This window comes from Promicromonospora sp. NPDC110617, assembly GCF_055598465.1.
Window position 1 is genome coordinate 444,344 of sequence record NZ_JBVKBM010000004.1, and the last position, 17,946, is coordinate 462,289.

18 protein-coding genes and 1 tRNA gene are annotated in these 17,946 nt (G+C 72.2%); 10 read left to right on the plus strand and 9 right to left on the minus strand.

Annotated elements, in window-relative coordinates; genetic code table 11:
* Positions 1-86: 86 nt before the first annotated feature.
* Entirely contained in the window at positions 87-1,076 is a 990-nt protein-coding gene (locus tag ACZ7LE_RS23820) for an acetylxylan esterase (RefSeq protein ID WP_470405696.1), read from the minus strand.
* Positions 1,077-1,203: 127 nt separating this feature from the next.
* Between ACZ7LE_RS23820 and ACZ7LE_RS23825 the strand changes: the two genes are divergently transcribed.
* Together ACZ7LE_RS23825 and ACZ7LE_RS23830 are read left to right on the plus strand one after the other, a co-directional pair.
* Complete coding sequence (locus tag ACZ7LE_RS23825; protein ID WP_470405697.1) at positions 1,204-3,072, plus strand: ABC-F family ATP-binding cassette domain-containing protein; 1,869 nt, start codon at positions 1,204-1,206, stop codon at positions 3,070-3,072.
* Entirely contained in the window at positions 3,069-3,536 is a 468-nt protein-coding gene (locus tag ACZ7LE_RS23830) for an Lrp/AsnC family transcriptional regulator (RefSeq protein WP_377227827.1), read from the plus strand. Before ACZ7LE_RS23825 ends, ACZ7LE_RS23830 begins: the two co-directional genes overlap by 4 nt.
* A gap of 41 nt (positions 3,537-3,577) precedes the next feature.
* Here ACZ7LE_RS23830 and ACZ7LE_RS23835 read toward each other — a convergent pair whose 3' ends face one another.
* Together ACZ7LE_RS23835 and ACZ7LE_RS23840 are read right to left on the minus strand one after the other, a co-directional pair.
* Positions 3,578-4,513, minus strand: a complete 936-nt coding sequence (locus tag ACZ7LE_RS23835; protein ID WP_470405698.1) for a S66 peptidase family protein — start codon at positions 4,511-4,513, stop codon at positions 3,578-3,580.
* A gap of 52 nt (positions 4,514-4,565) precedes the next feature.
* On the minus strand, positions 4,566-5,096 hold the full coding sequence (locus tag ACZ7LE_RS23840; protein ID WP_470405699.1) for a MarR family winged helix-turn-helix transcriptional regulator: 531 nt from the start codon (positions 5,094-5,096) through the stop codon (positions 4,566-4,568).
* A 54-nt stretch (positions 5,097-5,150) separates the two neighbouring features.
* On the opposite strand from ACZ7LE_RS23840, the gene ACZ7LE_RS23845 reads away from it, so the two are divergent.
* From ACZ7LE_RS23845 to ACZ7LE_RS23855, 3 genes are all read left to right on the plus strand, one after another.
* Entirely contained in the window at positions 5,151-5,870 is a 720-nt protein-coding gene (locus tag ACZ7LE_RS23845) for an SDR family NAD(P)-dependent oxidoreductase (protein WP_470405700.1), read from the plus strand.
* Between the two features lie 131 nt (positions 5,871-6,001).
* Positions 6,002-6,532, plus strand: coding sequence for a peptidoglycan-binding domain-containing protein (locus ACZ7LE_RS23850; RefSeq protein WP_470405701.1), 531 nt, complete (start codon positions 6,002-6,004; stop codon positions 6,530-6,532).
* 1 nt (position 6,533) lies between these two features.
* Positions 6,534-7,217, plus strand: coding sequence for a hypothetical protein (locus ACZ7LE_RS23855; RefSeq protein ID WP_470405702.1), 684 nt, complete (start codon positions 6,534-6,536; stop codon positions 7,215-7,217).
* Positions 7,218-7,299: 82 nt separating this feature from the next.
* Here the strand turns inward: ACZ7LE_RS23855 and lat are convergent, their stop codons facing one another.
* Together lat and ACZ7LE_RS23865 are read right to left on the minus strand one after the other, a co-directional pair.
* Positions 7,300-8,607, minus strand: a complete 1,308-nt coding sequence (gene lat / locus ACZ7LE_RS23860; RefSeq protein ID WP_470405703.1) for an L-lysine 6-transaminase — start codon at positions 8,605-8,607, stop codon at positions 7,300-7,302.
* A gap of 56 nt (positions 8,608-8,663) precedes the next feature.
* Positions 8,664-9,878: an MFS transporter gene (locus tag ACZ7LE_RS23865; RefSeq protein WP_470405704.1), complete on the minus strand. Its 1,215-nt coding sequence runs from the start codon at positions 9,876-9,878 to the stop codon at positions 8,664-8,666.
* 158 nt (positions 9,879-10,036) lie between these two features.
* On the opposite strand from ACZ7LE_RS23865, the gene ACZ7LE_RS23870 reads away from it, so the two are divergent.
* Positions 10,037-10,453, plus strand: a complete 417-nt coding sequence (locus tag ACZ7LE_RS23870) for a hypothetical protein (protein WP_397398325.1) — start codon at positions 10,037-10,039, stop codon at positions 10,451-10,453.
* A 65-nt stretch (positions 10,454-10,518) separates the two neighbouring features.
* On the opposite strand, the gene ACZ7LE_RS23875 is transcribed toward ACZ7LE_RS23870, so the two are convergent.
* Positions 10,519-11,022 carry a MarR family winged helix-turn-helix transcriptional regulator gene (locus ACZ7LE_RS23875; RefSeq protein ID WP_285105718.1) on the minus strand — a complete coding sequence of 168 codons (504 nt, stop codon included), beginning with the start codon at positions 11,020-11,022 and terminating at the stop codon, positions 10,519-10,521.
* Between the two features lie 101 nt (positions 11,023-11,123).
* On the opposite strand from ACZ7LE_RS23875, the gene ACZ7LE_RS23880 reads away from it, so the two are divergent.
* The gene (locus ACZ7LE_RS23880) at positions 11,124-12,167 is read left to right on the plus strand and encodes a maleylacetate reductase (RefSeq protein ID WP_470405705.1); all 1,044 of its coding nucleotides are present in this window, start codon (positions 11,124-11,126) and stop codon (positions 12,165-12,167) included.
* A gap of 56 nt (positions 12,168-12,223) precedes the next feature.
* Here the strand turns inward: ACZ7LE_RS23880 and ACZ7LE_RS23885 are convergent, their stop codons facing one another.
* The 3 genes from ACZ7LE_RS23885 to ACZ7LE_RS23895 form a co-directional block, all read right to left on the minus strand.
* Entirely contained in the window at positions 12,224-12,925 is a 702-nt protein-coding gene (locus ACZ7LE_RS23885; protein ID WP_470405706.1) for a class I SAM-dependent methyltransferase, read from the minus strand.
* A gap of 148 nt (positions 12,926-13,073) precedes the next feature.
* A complete protein-coding gene (locus ACZ7LE_RS23890; protein ID WP_470405707.1) occupies positions 13,074-13,634 on the minus strand; it encodes a DUF3800 domain-containing protein in 561 nt (186 codons plus the stop codon).
* 686 nt (positions 13,635-14,320) lie between these two features.
* Positions 14,321-14,923, minus strand: a complete 603-nt coding sequence (locus ACZ7LE_RS23895) for a TetR/AcrR family transcriptional regulator (protein ID WP_470405708.1) — start codon at positions 14,921-14,923, stop codon at positions 14,321-14,323.
* A gap of 222 nt (positions 14,924-15,145) precedes the next feature.
* Here ACZ7LE_RS23895 and ACZ7LE_RS23900 point away from each other — a divergent pair.
* The 3 genes from ACZ7LE_RS23900 (at position 15,146) to ACZ7LE_RS23910 (ending at position 17,875) form a co-directional block, all read left to right on the plus strand.
* Positions 15,146-15,220 (plus strand) — tRNA-Gln (locus ACZ7LE_RS23900).
* 94 nt (positions 15,221-15,314) lie between these two features.
* Positions 15,315-16,892, plus strand: coding sequence for a bifunctional UDP-N-acetylglucosamine diphosphorylase/glucosamine-1-phosphate N-acetyltransferase GlmU (glmU, locus tag ACZ7LE_RS23905; RefSeq protein WP_470405731.1), 1,578 nt, complete (start codon positions 15,315-15,317; stop codon positions 16,890-16,892).
* On the plus strand, positions 16,892-17,875 hold the full coding sequence (locus ACZ7LE_RS23910; RefSeq protein ID WP_397398328.1) for a ribose-phosphate diphosphokinase: 984 nt from the start codon (positions 16,892-16,894) through the stop codon (positions 17,873-17,875). Before glmU ends, ACZ7LE_RS23910 begins: the two co-directional genes overlap by 1 nt.
* The last annotated feature ends 71 nt before the right edge of the window (positions 17,876-17,946 follow it).

The following is a 17,946-nucleotide window of genomic DNA, read 5'->3' on the forward strand; positions in this document are numbered from 1 at the left end:
GGGTGGTACCTCCGGGTCTTGGGCGTGCGCTCGGAGCGTACCGCCCGTGTCCGACAGTCCGGACGCCGGTCCACGGCCCCCGGCCGTCAGACGGTCTTGTTCAGCCATGCGAGCTTGCGGGGGAACCGGTAGTCCCCGCCGCCCTCGTGGTTGTTGTAGGGGTAGACGTCGATCTCCTTCTCGACCGCGCGGGAGCCGCCCGGTCCCCAGCCGTTGTACGCGGCGTACACGGTGGACGGCGGGCACGTGGCGTCCATGAGCGCCACCGAGAACAGCGTCGCCGCGCGGGCGCGCCGGGCGAACGACACCCCGTCCAGGTAGGAGAAGGTGCGCCAGACCTGCTCCTCGACCGCCGGGTCGCGGTGCACGGAGAGGTACTTCGTGATCTCGCTGTACGGCGCGTTGTCCGTGATCGACACCGCGCGGCGGTAGTGGCACAGGAACGGCACGTCCGGCATGGCGGCCACGACGTCCGGCACGAGGCCCGCGACCGCGATGTTGATGCCGCCGCCCTGGCTCCCGCCGCTCAGCGCCACGCGCGCCGGGTCGAGCCCGTCGATCGCCCGCACCGCGTCGACCGCGCGGACACCGTCCGTGAAGACGCGCCGGTAGTAGTGGTCGTGGGGGTCCAGCACGCCGCGGGTCATGAACCCGGGGGACGCGGGGCCCGACCCGACCGGGTCCGGCGTGTCCCCGCCCGCGCCCCAGCCCGAACCCTGGCCGCGCGTGTCCATCATGAGGTGCGCGTAGCCCGCGGCGGCCCACTGGATGCGCTCGTGCGGCAGGCCTCGCCCGCCGCCGTAGCCCTGGTACTCGACCACGACGGGCAGGTCGCCCGCCGCGTGCGCGGGACGCGTCAGCCACGCCTTGACCGGGTGCCCGCCGAAACCGGCGAACGTGACGTCGTCGACCAGGATCTCGGTGAGTCCCACGTCGATGCGCTCCACCTGCGGGGCGTCGTCGAACGTGCGGGCCTCGGCCAGCGTGGTCGACCAGAACTCGTCGAAGTCGGCGGGCTCGTCGACCTCCGGGGTGTACTTCTCGAGTTCGGGCAGCGGCATGTCGAACTGGGCCACGTGGATGCTCCTCGGCGTCGTCGTCTGCTGTGCCGGCGGCGAAGTCCTTCCTGCGTCGTCGGCGCGCCGTCCTGAGCTTGTCGAAGGGTCGGCCGGGGTGAGCGTAGCGCGCGACTACCCTTGGTAGGTGGCACATCTTCTCGGCGCAGACGGCATCGCGTTGACCATCGGCACCCGGACCCTTCTGGCGGACGTCTCGCTGGGGCTCGACGACGGCGACCGCGTCGGCATCGTGGGCCCCAACGGCGCGGGCAAGTCCACCCTGCTGCGCATCTTCGCGGGCGCCACGCCGCCTGACGGCGGCCGTGTCACCCGGGTGGGCGGCTCCACCCTGGGCCTCCTGGACCAGCGCGACGAGCTGCCCGCGGACGCGACCGTGCTCGACCTCGTGCACGGCGACGCCGAGACCCACGTCTGGGCCTCGGACGCCCGCGTCCGCGAGGTGCACGACGGCCTGATCGCCGACCTCGCCTGGGACGCCCCGGTCGCGAAGCTCTCGGGCGGCCAGCGCCGCCGGGTCGCGCTCGCGGCCCTGCTCGTCCAGGACCCGGACGTGCTGCTGCTCGACGAGCCCACCAACCACCTCGACGTCGAGGGCGTGGCCTGGCTCGCCGCCCACCTGCGCGAGCGGTACGGCCGCCCGGGCACGACGGGCGCGCTCGTGGTCGTGACGCACGACCGCTGGTTCCTCGACGAGGTCTGCTCCCGCATGTGGGAGGTGCGCGGCGACGGGACCGGCGCCGTCGACGGGTACGAGGGCGGCTACGCGGCCTACATCCTGGCGCGCGCCGAGCGGGCCCGGCAGGCCGCGACGGCCGCCGAGAAGCGGGACAACTTGCTGCGCAAGGAGCTCGCGTGGCTGCGCCGCGGGGCGCCGGCCCGCACGTCCAAGCCCAAGTTCCGGCTCGACGCCGCGTCCGCCCTGATCGACGACGAGCCGCCGCCGCGCGACTCGATGGAGCTGACGCGCATGGCGACGCGGCGGCTCGGCAAGGACGTGCTGGACCTCGAGTCGGTGTCGGTCACGGTGCCGGGCAAGGTCCTGTTCGACGACGTGACCTGGCGCCTCGGCCCCGGCGACCGGTACGGCGTCGTCGGCGTCAACGGCGCCGGCAAGACGACGCTGCTCGCGCTCCTGGCGGGTCGCCGTGAGCCGGACTCGGGACGCGTCAAGCGCGGCAAGACCATCCACGTGCGGGAGCTCTCGCAGGACGTCGCCGAGCTCGACGAGCTCGGGACCCTGAAGGCCGTCGAGGTGATCGAGCAGGAGAAGGGCCGGGTCGTCGTCGACGGCAAGGAGCTCACCGCCGCGCAGCTCACCGAGAAGCTCGGCTTCACGCGCGAGCGCGCGTACACACCGGTGCGGGACCTCTCCGGCGGCGAGCGGCGGCGGCTCCAGCTCCTGCGGCTGCTGGTGTCCGAGCCCAACGTGCTGCTGCTCGACGAGCCCACCAACGACCTCGACACCGACACCCTCGCCGCCGTCGAGGACCTGCTGGACGGCTGGCCGGGCACGCTCATCGTCGTCTCGCACGACCGGTACCTGCTGGAGCGGGTCGCCGACCGGCAGGTCGCGCTCCTCGGCGACGGGACCATCCGCGACCTGCCCGGGGGAGTCGAGGAGTACCTGCGGCTGCGGGCGGCGGCCAAGGCGCCGGGCGCCTCGGGCGCCTCGGGCTCCTCCGGCTCGGGCGGCGGTTCCGGGGCCGCCGCGGGGTCCGGCGCGGGCGCGGCCGGGCCGACGGCGGGCGCGCCGGCGTCGGGTAGCGAGGAGCTCTCGCAGCGCGACATCCGCGCCGCGAAGAAGGAGGTCTCCCGGATTGAACGGCAACTTGCGAAGATTGCCCAGAAAGAGGCCGAGCTGCACGAGAACATCGCGCGGCAGGCAACCGACTATCAGGCCGTCGCGCGGCTGGACGCGGAGCTCCGCGACCTGGTGAGCGAACGGGACGAGCTCGAGGCGGCCTGGTTGGAAGCTGCGGAGGTGGCGGGATGACCGACAACGATCTGACACCGCTCGACGGGGTGGACCGGGCGCTCGTCGACGCACTGCGCAAGGACGGGCGCACCACGCTGGCGGTGCTGTCCGAGATCTCGGGGCTCTCCCTGTCCGCCGTGCAGGTGCGGGTGCGCAAGCTGGAGGCGCGCGGCGTCATCACGGGTTACCGGGCCGTCGTGAACCCGGAGGCGGTGGGGCTGCCGCTCTCCGCCTTCATCGAGATCACGCCCCTGGACCAGGCCCAGGAGGACGACGCGCCCGAACGGCTGCGCGGCATGGCCGGCATCGAGTCCTGCTACTCGGTGGCGGGCAACGCGAACTACCTGCTCACCGCGCGGGTGGCGTCGCCGCGGGCGCTGGAGGAGCTGCTCGGCAAGATCCGGCGCACGGCGAAGGTCTCGACGCGCACGACGGTGGTGCTGCAGACGTACTTCGAGGGGCAGACGGCCGAGCTCGACTGAGCCCGGGCCCGGGCCCGGGCCCGGGCTCAGTCGAGCTCGGCTCAGCGCAGCGCCAGGGCCGGGTGGTCCAGCGTGAGCGTGCCGCCGTCGGCGTCCAGCTCCGCGGTGACGCCGAACGGCACGGTGAGCGGGTCGGGGCCGTGGCCGAACCCGAGCTCGCCAAGGATCGGGATGCCGAGCGGGCCCAGCAGGTCCAGGACCACCGGTTCGACCGGCTCGCAGTCCTGCCACGACCCGAGCACGATGCCCACCGCGCCGTCGAACCAGCCCGCGCGCAGCAGGTGCGTGAGGAACGAGTCGATCCGGTAGGCCTTCTCCTCGATGTCCTCCAGGAGCACGAGGCCGCCTGCGGCCGAGGAGGTCGTGGGTGTGGTGGGGCCGGTCCCGACCGACGTCGTCAGGAGCGAGAGGCAGCCGCCGGTCGTGACGCCGCGGGCCGTGCCGCCCACCAGGGTGTGCGCGTCCGGGCCGGTGAGCACCTGCGTGGCCTCCGGCTCGAAGAGCGTGCGCCGCAGGTGCTCGCGAGCGACGTCGGACTTGAGGAACGACATGGTCCCGGACATCGGCCCGTGCAGCGACACCAGACCGAGCCGCGCGGCGACCGCCTGGTGCAGCACCGTGCAGTCGCTGTACCCGACGAGCACCTTGGGGTCGGTGGCGGCGAGCGCGTCCCAGTCGACGAGCTCGACCATCCGCGCGGCGCCGTAGCCGCCGCGTGCGGTGACGATCGCCCGGACGTCCGGGTCGAGCCAGGCCTCCTGGAAGTCCGCGGCCCGCGCCTCGTCATGACCCGCCAGGTAGGCGTGGTCGGGGTGCGTGTCCAGCACGTGGGGCATCACCTGCACGTCGAGGCCCCAGTCCCGCAGGTGGGCGACGCCCTCGTCGAGCCGGTCGGCCGGGACGGGGCCGGACGGGGCGACGACGGCGACCGTGTCGCCCGGGCGCAGTCGCGGCGGGCTGGTCAGGGGCCGCAGCATGCCGCCGACACTACTCGCCGGTCCGGCGTGCGCCCGCTGGTGGTGCTTTCTTTCAATCATCTGAAATCTGGCCCCGGAGTGCGGTGGTGAGCCGGGTGAGAAGCCCCGACAGCAGCAGGCGGTCCTCGGCCGGCAGTCCGGCCAGCAAGGTCTCCTCGTGGGTGAGCAGCTCCCGCACGGCGCGTTCGACGAGCGCGTGCCCGGCGTCGGTCAGGGTCACGGCCACGGCCCGCCGTCCGGCGTCGGACGACGAGCGGACCACCAGGCCCTCGCGCTCCGCCCGCGCGACCCGCTGCGAGATCGCGCCGGCGGTGACGAGCGTGTGGGCCGCGAGCTCGCGCGTGGTCAGCGACCAGGGCGTCCCGGACCGGCGCAGGGTGCTGAGCAGGTCGAGCGTCGCGGGGTCGATGCCGATCCGCCGCAACGTCCGGCGCCGCTCGTCCGCCAGGGTCTTGGCGGCGCGCCACAGCGGCGTGATCACGCCGATCGAGGCCACCGTGACGCCCGGCAGCTCGCGTTCCCACGCCGCGGCGATGTCCTCGGGCGGAACGGCCGCCGTGGTGTCGAAGGGGTACTCGGTCACGCTGGCCTCCTGTACGTTTAGATCTAAACGTACACGGCCCCAGGAGGTAGCGGCATGTCCGGACTCGTACTCGTCACCGGCGGATCGGGCGGTATCGGTGGCGCGGTGGCGCGCCGGTTCGTCGAGGAGGGGCGCCAGGTCGTGATCACCGGCCGTGACGCCGAACGGCTCGACCGGGCCGCCGTGGCGACAGGCGCACGCGCGGTGCGCTGCGACGTCGGACGGCCGGACGACGTCGAGGCGCTCGTGGCGCAGCTCGGCGCACCCGTCGAGGTGCTGGTGGCCATGGCCGGCGGCAACACGGACTTCGACGGGCCCGAGCCGGCGGGCCTCGCGCAGGTGGCCGACGGCTGGCGGGCCAACCTCGACGCGAACCTGATCAGCACCGTACTCGTCGTGACCGCCGTCCTCGACCACATGCCGACCGGCGGCTCGGTCGTCACCGTCGGCTCGATCGGCGCGGAGTACGCCGGCACGTCGTACGGCGTGGCCAAGGCGGCCGTCCAGGCGTGGACCGCGGGCCTGTCCGCGACGGTCGGGCCACGCGGGATCACCGCCAACTGCGTGGCGCCCGGGTACATCGAGGACACGGGCTACTTCAAGGGCCGGCTCACGCCGGAGCGCCTGGGCCGGCTGGTCGCGGCCACGCACGACGGGCGTCCCGGCACGCCGGACGACGTCGCCGGGCTGGTCTCGTTCCTCGCCTCGCCGGCCGCGCGGCACATCACGGGGCAGACGCTGCACGTGAACGGCGGCGCGCACACGACCCGGTAGCCCATCGAAACACATGAGATCCGGTTTCTGCCGGTGCGCCGCTTCCGTCGTGTAAGTGCGAATTGTTACGCTCGCGGTAACCAGCACCCGCGCCCGGCTCCGTCGTCGGGCACACGAAGGAGCGCGAGGAAATGCCCACCACCCGAACCTGGCTGCAGGCGGGCGGGGGCACCGCGGTTCTCGCCCTGATCGTCGCCGCCGTGGTGCAGGCGGCCAACTCGAGCGCGACCTGGGTGTCCAACGACCCGGTGGGCGAGTGCGGCAAGACGTCCGGCGGCCAGGTGGTCGCGGCGCAGAACGTGCTGTCGGCCGCGACCGGGCTGGAGACCGTGGACGGCACCTGGGACAGCCAGTCGGAGGCCGCGACCCGGGCGTTCCAGGCGTACAACGGGCTGCCCGTCGACGGCTGCGTCGACACCAGCACGTGGGTCACGATGCGCGCGCTGGCCATCTCGCTGTGCGATCCCGACTACAGCTGCCAGGGCCCCGACCACCGCATCCGCTATGCCGCGCCGGGCGGTGCACGGGACGCCTACCTCGCGGAGAACGACTGCGACTGGGGCTCCTACGTGCTGCCCGGGGTGGCGCGGAGCCCGGTTGCCTCGAACAAGGTCATCGCGCTCTCGCGTGACGCGGTCACCGAGATCGAGTGCGGGGGCTGACGTGGTCACCACCATCGACGAGCCGAAGATCCGGCCGGAGTGGCTGCTCGGCGGGGCCGTGACGCTGCTGGGCGCCATCATCATCGTGGTGGTCACGATGGTGCTCGGCGCGGGGGAGGACGAGCCCGTCGTCGTCCCGGCGGACGCCACCGAACTCACGGCGAACACCTGCGCCGCCGACCTGCGCCAGCCGCACTGGGTGCCCGACGACGTGCGCCGGGCCGTGGCGGAGTGCCCTGCCGAGATCTCGGCGGGGATGGGTCGCACGACGGCGGAGGACCACCTCGGCACCTGGATCACCTACCCGCTGGACGGCCCCGAGAACGCGGAGACGTTCCGCGGCCGGCCTGGCCCCGGGTGGCCCGAGGAGGAGGTCCGCAGCGGGGCGTTCCACCCGGCGTCGGCCATCGTCTACGTGGCGTACCCGGGAGCGAAGGAGCTGTCCGGCAAGCTGTCCGGCGACACCGTGACGGTCGAGTGGCAGGACCTGAAGGAGTCGGGCCTGGAGGCACGCGTGACCCGCGTGGACAACAACGGGTTCGGCCCGGTCCGGGTCGAGTGGACCGACGACGTGGGCTCCTACCTGCTGCTCGCCACGATCGGCCGCACGCCGACGGCCAACGCCGGGCCCTCGGTGGCCGAGCTGATCCGGATCGCGGACAGCGTCGCGGCCGAGGACGAGTGACCGGCCGGGCGCCCGGGTCTTCTGGGCACCCGAGCGCCTGACCGGTCGGTCCGGGGCCGCCCGGGAGGGGGCGGCCGGGCCGTCAGAGGGCGGCCGTCAGCGCCTCGTCGAGGGCCTGGACGCCGGCCTCCAGCGCCTCGGTCGTGACCGTCAGGGCCGGGCGGAAGCGGACCGAGCGCTCGCCGCAGCCCAGCAGCAGCACGCTCCGCTCGGTGAGCGCCGCCAGCACCCGGTCGCGCACATCGCGCGAGGGCAGGGTCAGCGCGCACATCAGGCCGCGGCCGCGCACGTCGGTCACACCGGCGTGCCGCCCGGCGAGCTCGGTGAGGGCGTCCTGGAGCTGCTTGCCCATGATGAGGGCCCGCTCGACCAGGCCCTCCTCCTCGTAGGTCTCCAGGATCCGGCGGGAGCGCACCATGTCGGTGAGGTTGCCGCCCCAGGTGGAGTTGATCCGCGACGAGACGGCGAACACGTTGTCCGGCACCTCGTCCACGCGGCCGCCGGCCATGATGCCGCAGACCTGCGTCTTCTTGCCGAACGCGACGATGTCCGGCGTGACGCCGAGCTGCTGGTACGCCCACGTGGTGCCGGTGATCCCGGCGCCGGTCTGCACCTCGTCCATGACGAACAGGGCGTCGAACTCCCGGCACAGCGCCTGCGTGCCCTGGAGGAACGAGGGGCGGAAGTGGTGGTCGCCGCCCTCGCCCTGGATGGGCTCCATGATGAAGGCCGCGATGTCGTGCGGGTTGGCCTCGAACGCCGCGCGGGCGGCCCCGAGCGCCGCGGCCTCGGCGGCGTCCATGTCCTTGCCCTCGGCGAGGTACGGGGACGGGATGCGGGGCCAGTCGAACTTGGGGAAGCGGGCGACCTTGCCCGGCTCCGTGTTGGTGAGCGACATCGTGTACCCCGAGCGGCCGTGGAACGCGTGCTCCAGGTGCATCACCTGGGTGCCGAGCTCAGGGGACCGGCCGTTCGCCTCGTTGTGGCGGGACTTCCAGTCGAACGCGACCTTGAGCGCGTTCTCGACGGCCAGCGCCCCGCCGTCGATGAAGAACAGGTGCGGCAGGGCGGGGTCGCCCAGCACCCGCGCGAACGTGTCGGCGAACCGCGCCATCTCGACCGTGTAGATGTCGGAGTTCGACGGCTTGTTGATCGCGGCGGCGGCGAGCTCCTCGCGGAAGGCCGGGTCGTCGGCCAGGGCGGGATGGTTCATGCCGAGGGGCGACGAGGCGAAGAAGGTGAACAGGTCGAGCCACTCGTGACCGTCCCGCGCGTCGACGAGCGTGGAGCCGTGCGACCGGGTGAGGTCGAGGACGAGGTCGAACCCGTCGACGAGGAGGTGCTCGCGGAGGGTGGGGAGCACTGCGGTGGGCTCAAGGTGTGTCGTCATGCTGGAAAGATTGGCAATGATCCTGCCAAGTTTCAACGAGTATGGAAAAGTTCCTGTTACGGCCGCGCGGGCCCGCGCCGCCGGGTCGCGACCAGCTCGGCCGTCCCGAGCGCCAGCGTGGACCCCAGCATCACCCCGAGCGCCGCGGTCCAGCCGCCCGACGCCGCGTGGACCGCGCCGATCACCGCGGGCGCGGACGCCGCCACGGCGTAGCCGAAGGCCTGCACGGCCGCGACCGTCCGCCGGGTCTGGGCGACGGTGCGGCACCGCTGCGCCACCACCGTGAAGATCACCACGAAGTTCCCGCCCTGCGCGATCCCCGCGAGGCTCACCCACAGCAGCCACCACTGCGGCGCGAGCAGCAGGCCCGCCGGCAGCGAGACCCAGAGCAGGGCCATCGCCACCGCCGCACCACGCATCGGCACCCGGGCGGCCAGGGCGAGCGGCACCAGCACGCTGCCCGCGATGGCGAGCCCCTGGAACGGCGCGGCCGCGTTGCCCGCCGTGGTCACCGACACGCCCAGCAGGTCGCGCAGAAGCTCCGGCAGCCAGCCGGTCACCGCGAAGTACGAGAAGGACTGGCCCGCGAACGCGACGGTGAGCACCCAGGTGATCGGACGGCGCAGCACGCCGGCCCAGGTCTCCTCAGGCCTCTCCGCCACGTGCGGAGCGCGCGTGACGGCAGGCCGGTCGACGAGGTGGCGGGTGGTGATCTTCCACCACACGAGCGCGACCAACGCCACGATCGCCCACGACGCGATGGCGCCCCGCCACCCCAGCAGGGCGGCGAGGGGCGCGGTGAGCGACGTCGCGAAGACCGACCCGAGGTTCATCACCGACGAGTACAGGCCGGTGGCCGGCGCCGTCCGCGCCGGGAAGTCCCGCGCGATGATCACCGGGACCACCACGTTGCCCACGGTGATGGCCGAGCCCAGCACGACGGTCCCCGTGAAGGCCGCCACCACCCCCACCGTGCCCGACCCGGCAGACCGGATCAGAGTGCCCACGATCACCCCGACCAGGGCGACCGTGACCGCCGCGTACGGCCCGACCCGGGCGATCAGGGTCGACGCCGCCGGTGCCACCACGCTGAAGCAGAGCGCCGGGATGCCCACGAGGAGGCCCGCCAGGGTCTGGTCGAGGCCGAGCCCGGCGGCGACGTCGGACATGACCGGCGGGAGAGACGTGATGGGGGTGCGGAGGTTCAGGGCGAAGACGAGTACCGCGACGAGCAGCGCGGAGCCGCCCGCCGCCGCGCGGATGTTGCTCATGATGCGTTCATTGTGCGTGACGGCGGCAGTTGGTTGCGTCGGACGTCCATCGCATCACCACACGATGTGCTGCTCGACACCCCGGTTCCCCCAGGAGGGATTGCGGCTTTCCCGCTAGATTGGGCGACCGGTCACGACTGGAACAACTGAGGTGTGGAATGAACCAGCGGCAGGTCTTCCCCGCGGTGGGAGCACTCGTCGGCGTACTCATGCTGTCGGGATGTGGGTTCGATCTCGGCAAGGTGGACTACACGGAGCCCGAGTTCGTCGGCTCCTGGGTGGGTGACGGCGCAGGGACCGTCGTGGCGCTCGGCGAGGACCGGACGTTCACGGCCGTCGGCGTCCCCGACGAGCTGCTCGACGGCGCGGGCAGTGACGTGCCCGCCGAGATCGAGGGCACCTGGAAGTACAACTCGAAGAGCTCCGCGGACCACGTCGAGCTGACAGTCACCGACGCGGACGGCATGCCGGCGAAGCTCGGCGAGCTGCCCCTGTACGTCGCCGACGCCGACGACCTCTTCTTCCTGCCGGACCAGGTGGGCCGCGAGAAGATCATGGTGAGCCGGGACCGCTGAGCCTGCGGTTCCGCTCCGGGCGCGTGCCTCGTTCCTCGGCCCTCACCCTGCGCTGCACCTCCGACTCAGTCGTCGAACTGGGCGGTCACCGTGCGGAGCAGCGCCGCGAGCTGCGGGCGCTCCGCGGGGGACAGGGCGGTCAGCACCTTGGCCTCGATGTCGAGCAGGTCGCTCATCGCGGCGTCGACCCGCGCCAGCCCCTCGTCGGTGAGCTCGACCAGCACACCGCGGCGGTCGTCCGGCGAGCGGTGCCGCTTGACGAACCCGCGCGACTCCAGCCGGTCGATCCGGTTGGTCATGGTGCCGCTCGTGACCAGCGTCTGGGTGACGAGCGTGCCCGGCGACAGGCGATAGGGCTCGCCGGCACGGCGCAGCGCCGAGAGCACGTCGAACTCCCAGGTCTCCAGGCTGTGCCGGGCGAACGCCGTGCGGCGGGCCAGATCCAGGTGCCGGGCCAGCCGGGACACCCGGCTGAACACCGTCAGCGGTTCGAGCTCGAGGTCCGGGCGCACGTGGTGCCACGCGGCGACGATGCGGTCGACCTCGTCGGCGGGACCTGTGTGCTCCATGGCGAGAGGCTACCGGATGTCTCGATATCAAGAATCTCGACCAGACGCCTGCCGTGCGTACCGTGGTGGACGATGGTCCGGCGACCGTAGGCTCAGGCATCGTGGGAACAGACATCAGGGTGCACCAGGTCTACGCCGGACGCGTGCTGCAGGGCGTCGGGGCGCGAGCCCTCGTGCCCGACGAGATCGAACGGCTCGGTGCGCAGCGGGTGCTGGTGGTCGCGGCGCCGTCGTCGGCCGAGGTGGCGCAGGACCTGGCCACGAACCTGGGGGAGCGGCATGCTGCGACCTTCGGGCGCCCGGCCCAGCACACCCCCGTCGAGGTGACCGCCGAGGCGCTCGCCGTGGCCCGGGAGGTACGTGCCGACGCGCTCGTGGCGATCGGCGGCGGGTCCGCGATCGGGCTCGCCAAGGCGCTCGCGGTCCGGACCGGCATGCCGCAGGTCGCCGTGCCCACCACCTACGCGGGCTCGGAGGCGACGCCCGTGCTCGGGGAGACCGAGAACGGCGTCAAGACGACGCGGCGCGACCCGGCTCTCGCGCCCGGCACCGTCGTCTACGACCCGGAGCTCACACTGTCCATGCCCCACGGGCTCACGCTGACCTCCGCGCTCAACGCGCTGGCCCACGCCGTCGAGGCGCTGTGGGACACCGAGTCGAGCGCGGCGACTCGCGCGTACGGGGTCGAGGCCGCCGACGGCATCCTGTCCGCGCTCCCGCTGGTGCTGGACCGGCTGTCCGACGTCGACGCGCGGGGCCGGCTCCAGGAGGCGGCATGGCTGGCGGGCGCGTGCCTGGCGCAGGCGCGGATGGGCCTGCACCACCAGCTCGCCCACGTGCTCGGCGGTACCTACGGCCTGCCGCACGCCGAGCTGCACGCCCTGCTGCTGCCGCACGTCATGCGGTTCGACCTGGTCGCCGCCCCGGACGCGGCAGCGCGCCTGACGCGCGTCGCGAACGGCGACCCGGCGGGCGCGGTCGCGGCGCTCGCGGCCCGGCACGACGGCCCGACGACGCTCGGCGCGCTCGGCCTGCCCCGCACCGCGCTGCGCGAGGCGGCCGAACGGGTGGCCGCCGACCCCTACCCGAACCCGCGCCAGGTCACCGCCGACGCGGTGGAGGAGCTGCTGCTCGCCGCGTGGTGAGGCGCGGGCGACGAGCCCGGTCCGACGGACGAGCACCAGCCGACGGGCGGCGGGCTTCAGGCCGCCCTGCGGCCCAGGAGGTGCGCCTGCGGGAACCCCCGCACCGGGTCCTCGCCCGGCGCGATCACCAGGCGGGCGACCTCGGTCACGCCGTGCCGGCCGAGGAGGCCGACGACGTGGTCGGGCGAGTACCGCCAGGCCGGCGACACCTTGTGGTCGAAGGGTTCGGCCGGGCTGCTCGCGGGGCCGAGCGCCTGGAACGACAGCAGGACGTACCCGCCCGGGGCCAGGACGCGGATCAGCTCGGCGAGCGTCGCCGGCAGCGCGTCCGGCGGCGTGTGGATGAGGGAGTAGTTCGCCACCACCCCGGCCAGGCCCGCCGTCGCGACACCGAGCGCGCCGAGGTCGCCCATGTCGCCGACGTCGAACCGCACACCCGGGTGGGCCGCGCGGGCGTGCTCCACGAGCCGGGGCGACAGGTCGACGCCGAACGCGTCGACGCCCCGGTCCCGGAGGTAGGCGGTGACGTGCCCGGGGCCGCAGCCGACGTCGGCCACCTGCGCGCCGGCTGACTGCCCGCCGTCCGCCTGCTCGCCGCGCGTCTGCGCACAGAAGCGCCGGACCAGGTCGGCGAACGCCTGGAGCATGACGTGGTTCAGGGGCTGGCCGGCGAACGCCTCGCCGATGAACGCGGTGTACGCCTCGGCCTGGTCGTCGTAGTCGTCGCGGACGGTTGCGAGCTGCTCGGAGGTGGTCACGCGGCGCAGCCTAGATCGTCCTCGTCGGCAGTCGTCAGTGCTTGCCGAGCACAGGGATGTCGGTAGAATTGATGATGCGAGGGGCACTAGCCCCGAGAAGTGAGCCCGGGAGCCTACCCTTCAGGTGGGTGGCCCGGGCTTCGCGCTGTCAGGGCACCTCGTGGAACTGGGCGACCATCGGGCGCACACGGTCTCGCCACGAACCGGCCCGCTGCCACGCCCACGCGACCGCATCCGCTGCCCAGAGCAAGGGTTCCTCGTGGCGGTGCAGATGGTCATAGCGGGTCTCGCTCTTGTGCAGCTCTTCGTACAGCCACCGGCGGTCCTTGCCGACGACACTCTCGTCGAGATCCAGGACGACCACGCCGGTCTCTACCGCCACACAGCACTGGGCAAGCTTCCGGACGCATGTCTCTCGTTGCCGCAGCCCGCGTCGCCCGGTCGCCTGGACGACCATCGCCATGACCTCGTGCGCGACCAGGACGTCCAGGACAGCATGGCGAAGGTCGTCCCGAGCCCCGTTGAAGTGCACGCTGCGCCGCCCGCGAGGCCGGAGCTGGCGCAGAGCACGGCGCAGGGACTGCAGATGCTTGGGATGGACGAAGGCAGCCGCCATGAGATAGCCGCGGGACTTTGACTCGTCGATGAAGACGTGGGCGCGCCGAGGTACCTCATCGGGGATCTGTCGGTCGGGATCGATCGGCCGCACGGGCTTCCTGTCGTCGTGGATGCACGAAGGCGAGCCCCGGTGACTCGGGGCCCGCCTTCTCGTACCTCCACTCTATGGCACTCGTTGGCGCGGTGCCCGGTCAGATGTGCGCCACCGGGAGGTCGACGGGCGCGACGTGTTCGCGGGTCCTGCACGCGCTGACCGGCGCCAGGAACAACTGACTCTCGTTCAGAAATATGTCCGCTTCATGGCGGACCATGGTTCAGTTTCACCCCCAATATCACAGGGTGAAACTGGGTGCGCATTAAAGTCGAATATCCATTTCCCGTTGCAGAGTCCGTGTCGTGTGCTTAATGTATGGAACGCGAACACTGTTCCGCTCGCAGGTGATCATCCTGTGATTCCCGTTTTCCGGAAGGAAAAAGCACCATGTCTGTTGTTGACATCGTCTCGACCCTGCTCGACTCCCTCGGCATCACCCTGGCGCAGATCCGCGTCCTTCTGGGTCTCTGAGCAGGGAATACGCCGCTATAGCGGCGTGAGCAACATCCCCAGCCAAAGCGAACGCCCTCTGCGTATTCAACGCAGGGGGCGTTCGTTCTTTTGCGCTGGCGCAGACATTGTTGCGTCCGCGCAAACTGACTTGACGACACCGGGCATTTCAGTTGTCCACGGCATTTCGCCGCCGGTATTGACGCTCCGTCAGTGTGCGGCGACGCCGGGCCTCAGCGCGACATCTTTGTCAGGGCCGGCTTCTTCTCCATGTTGTGCAGGCCGTTCCAGGCCAGGTTCACCAGGTGCGCCGCCACCTCGGTCTTCCTGGGGCTGCGCGCGTCCAGCCAGTACTGGCCGGTGAGCGCGATCATCCCGACCAGCATCTGGGCGTAGAGCGGGGCAGCCTTGGTGTCCAGCCCGTTCTCCCGGAACTGCGGCTCCAGGATCGCCTCGACCTGGGTCGCGACGTCGCCGATCAGGCTGGAGAACGTCCCCGTCGCCTGCGCCACGGGGGAGTCGCGCACGAGGATCCGGAATCCGTCCTCGGACGACTCGATGTAGTCGAGGAGGGCGAGCGCCGTCCGCTCCAGCAGCACCTTCGGGTGGCCGCCGGAGCCGAGCGCCCCGGTCAGGGCGTGGGTCAGGGCCTGCACCTCGCGGTCCACGACCACGGCGTAGATGCCCTCCTTGCCGCCGAAGTGCTCGTAGACGACGGGCTTGGACACCTCGGCCCGGGCCGCGATCTCCTCCACGCTGGTGCCCTCGAAGCCCTTCTGGGCGAACAGGCCGCGGCTGACCATGAGCAGCTGCTCACGCCGCTGGCTGGCCGTCATGCGAGGTCGATGGGTACGTCGGTTTTCGGCGGCCATGGGGTTCATTGTGCCCGAGCGGCCGTTCGGGGCGTGTCCCGGCCGGGGCGGCCCGCGCCGCGGATGTGGCTGACGACTCGACCCGTCCGGCATGGGGCATGCCCCGGGACCTGGCAGACTGTTCACGGACGTGCGACGGTGGCACACGCCCGCCTCGGGTCACGACGGAGCCTCCCGCGCGCCCGGTCCGCCTTGGTGTAATCGGCAGCACAGAGGTTTTTGGTGCCTTTAGTCCAGGTTCGAATCCTGGGGGCGGAGCCATCCGGATCTGACGAACCCACCGATCGGAGCACTCGTGACCGAGACACCTCAGCCGGCAGCAGTCATCGTTCTTGCCGCCGGCCAGGGCACCCGCATGAAGTCAGCGCTGCCGAAGATCCTGCACCCCCTCGGCGGCAAGCCGATGGTGGGGCACGCGCTGGCCGCGGCTCGCGAGCTCGAGCCCGCGCAGGTCGCCGTGGTGGTCCGGCACGAGCGCGACCTGGTCGCCGAGGCCGTCGGCCGGCTCGACCCCGCCGCGATCCTCGTGGACCAGGACGACGTCCCCGGCACGGGCCGCGCCGTGCAGTGCGCGCTGGCGGCGCTCGACTCCAAGGCCCAGGCGGCGTCCGCCGCGGCGGGCCTGGCCGACGGCGAGGTCGTGGGCGACGGCATCGAGGGTCCGGTCGTCGTCGTGGCCGGCGACGTCCCGCTGCTCGACGGCGCCACGCTCGGCCAGCTCCTCGCGGCGCACCACGCGGACGGCAACGCCGTCACCATCCTCACCACCGAGGTCGCCGACGCGACCGGCTACGGCCGGATCGTCCGCGAGAAGGGCACGGGGGACGTGCTCGAGATCGTCGAGCACAAGGACGCGAGCGCGGACCAGCTCGGGATCCTGGAGATCAACTCGTCGGTGTACGTGTTCGACGCCGCCACCCTGCGTCGCGGGCTGAACGGGCTGGACAGCAAGAACGCGCAGGGCGAGGTCTACCTGACCGACGTCGTCGCGTTCGCCCGCTCCGAGGGCCTGCACGTGCGGGCGCTGCTCGCCGACGACCCGATGCTGGTCGAGGGCGTCAACGACCGCGTGGCGCTCTCCGTCCTCGCCCGCGAGATGAACCGCCGCGTCGTCGAGGAGTGGCAGCGCGCGGGCGTGACGGTCCAGGACCCGGCCACCACGTGGATCGACGTCGACGTCGAGCTCGCCCCCGACGTCACGCTCCTGCCGAACACGCAGCTCAAGGGCGCCACCGTGGTCGCCACGGGCGCGACGATCGGCCCGGACACCACGCTGACCGACGTCGAGGTGGGCGCGGACGCCACGGTGGTCCGCACGCACGGGTCGCTCGCCGTCATCGGCGAGGGCGCCTCCGTGGGCCCGTTCGCCTACCTGCGCCCGGGCACCAAGCTGGGCCGCAAGGGCAAGATCGGCACCTTCGTCGAGACCAAGAACGCCGAGATCGGCGAGGGCAGCAAGGTGCCGCACCTCTCCTACGTCGGTGACGCCTCGATCGGCGAGCACACCAACATCGGCGCCGCGTCGGTGACCGTCAACTACGACGGCGTGCACAAGCACCGCACGGTGATCGGCTCGCACGCGCGCACCGGCGCGGACAACATGTTCGTCGCACCCGTGACCGTGGGCGACGGCGCGTACACCGCTGCCGGGTCCGTGATCCGCCGGGACGTCCCCGCGGGCGCGCTCGGGGTCACCGCCGGGCAGCAGCGCAACATCGAGGGCTGGGTCGGCCGTCGTCGGCCGGGCACGGCCGCGGCGGACGCCGCGGCGTCGGCCAGCGCGCCGTCCGGCCTCGGTGACCAGGCACAGCGCCAGCTTGCCCAGCAGAATGCAGCCGGGGCCCCCACGGCCCCGCAGGCCGCGGCCACCCAGGCCGGACCGGCCGACCAGGCCCCCGCTCCGGGGGCCGACGAGGAAGGAAAGTCGCACTGATGTCCAGCACCGTTCCCGGACCCAACCGCCACCCGCTCGTCCTGGCGGCGGGCCGAGCGCATCCTGAGCTGGCGAAGAACGTCGCGAAGGAGCTGGGCATCGACCTCCTGGGCGTGTCCGCGTACGACTTCGCGAACAGCGAGACCTACGTCCGCTTCAGCGAGTCGGTGCGCGGCATGGACCTGTTCCTGCTCCAGTCGCACACCATGCCGGTCAACCAGTGGATCATGGAGCAGCTGCTCATGGTCGACGCGGCCAAGCGCGCCTCGGCGCACTCCGTCACCGTGGTCGCGCCGTTCTTCGGCTACGCCCGGCAGGACAAGAAGAGCCGCGGCCGCGAGCCGATCTCGGCCCGGCTCATCGCGGACCTGTTCAAGACGGCGGGCGCGGACCGCCTGATGAGCGTGGACCTGCACACCGCGCAGATCCAGGGCTTCTTCGACGGGCCCGTGGACCACCTGTGGGCCATGCCGATCCTGGTCGACTACGTGCGCACCCGCGTCGACGTCGAGAACGTCACCGTCGTGTCGCCGGACGCCGGCCGCATCCGCGTCGCCGAGATCTGGGCGTCCAAGCTGGGCGGCGGCCCGCTGGCGTTCGTGCACAAGACGCGCGACGTCACGCGGCCCAACCAGTCCGTCGCCAACCGCGTGGTGGGCGACGTCCAGGGCAAGGACTGCGTGCTGGTGGACGACCTCATCGACACCGGCGGCACCATCGCCGAGGCCGTCAAGGTGATCATGGCGGCGGGCGCCAAGTCCGTGACCGTCGCGGCGACGCACGGCGTGCTGTCCGGACCGGCCGCGCAGCGGCTCACCGAGTGCGGGGCGCGCGAGGTCGTGGTCACCGATACGCTGCCGATCGAGGAGGACCGCCGGTTCGAGAACCTCAAGGTGCTCTCGATCGCGCCGCTGCTGGCCTCCGCGATCAACGAGGTCCACTCCGACGGGTCCGTGACCTCGCTGTTCGACGGCAACTCCTGATCCGGAGCGCCGAGCGGGACACTTGACTCAGACCCGGCCAACGGTGGACCGTGTCTTGACATCGATCTGGG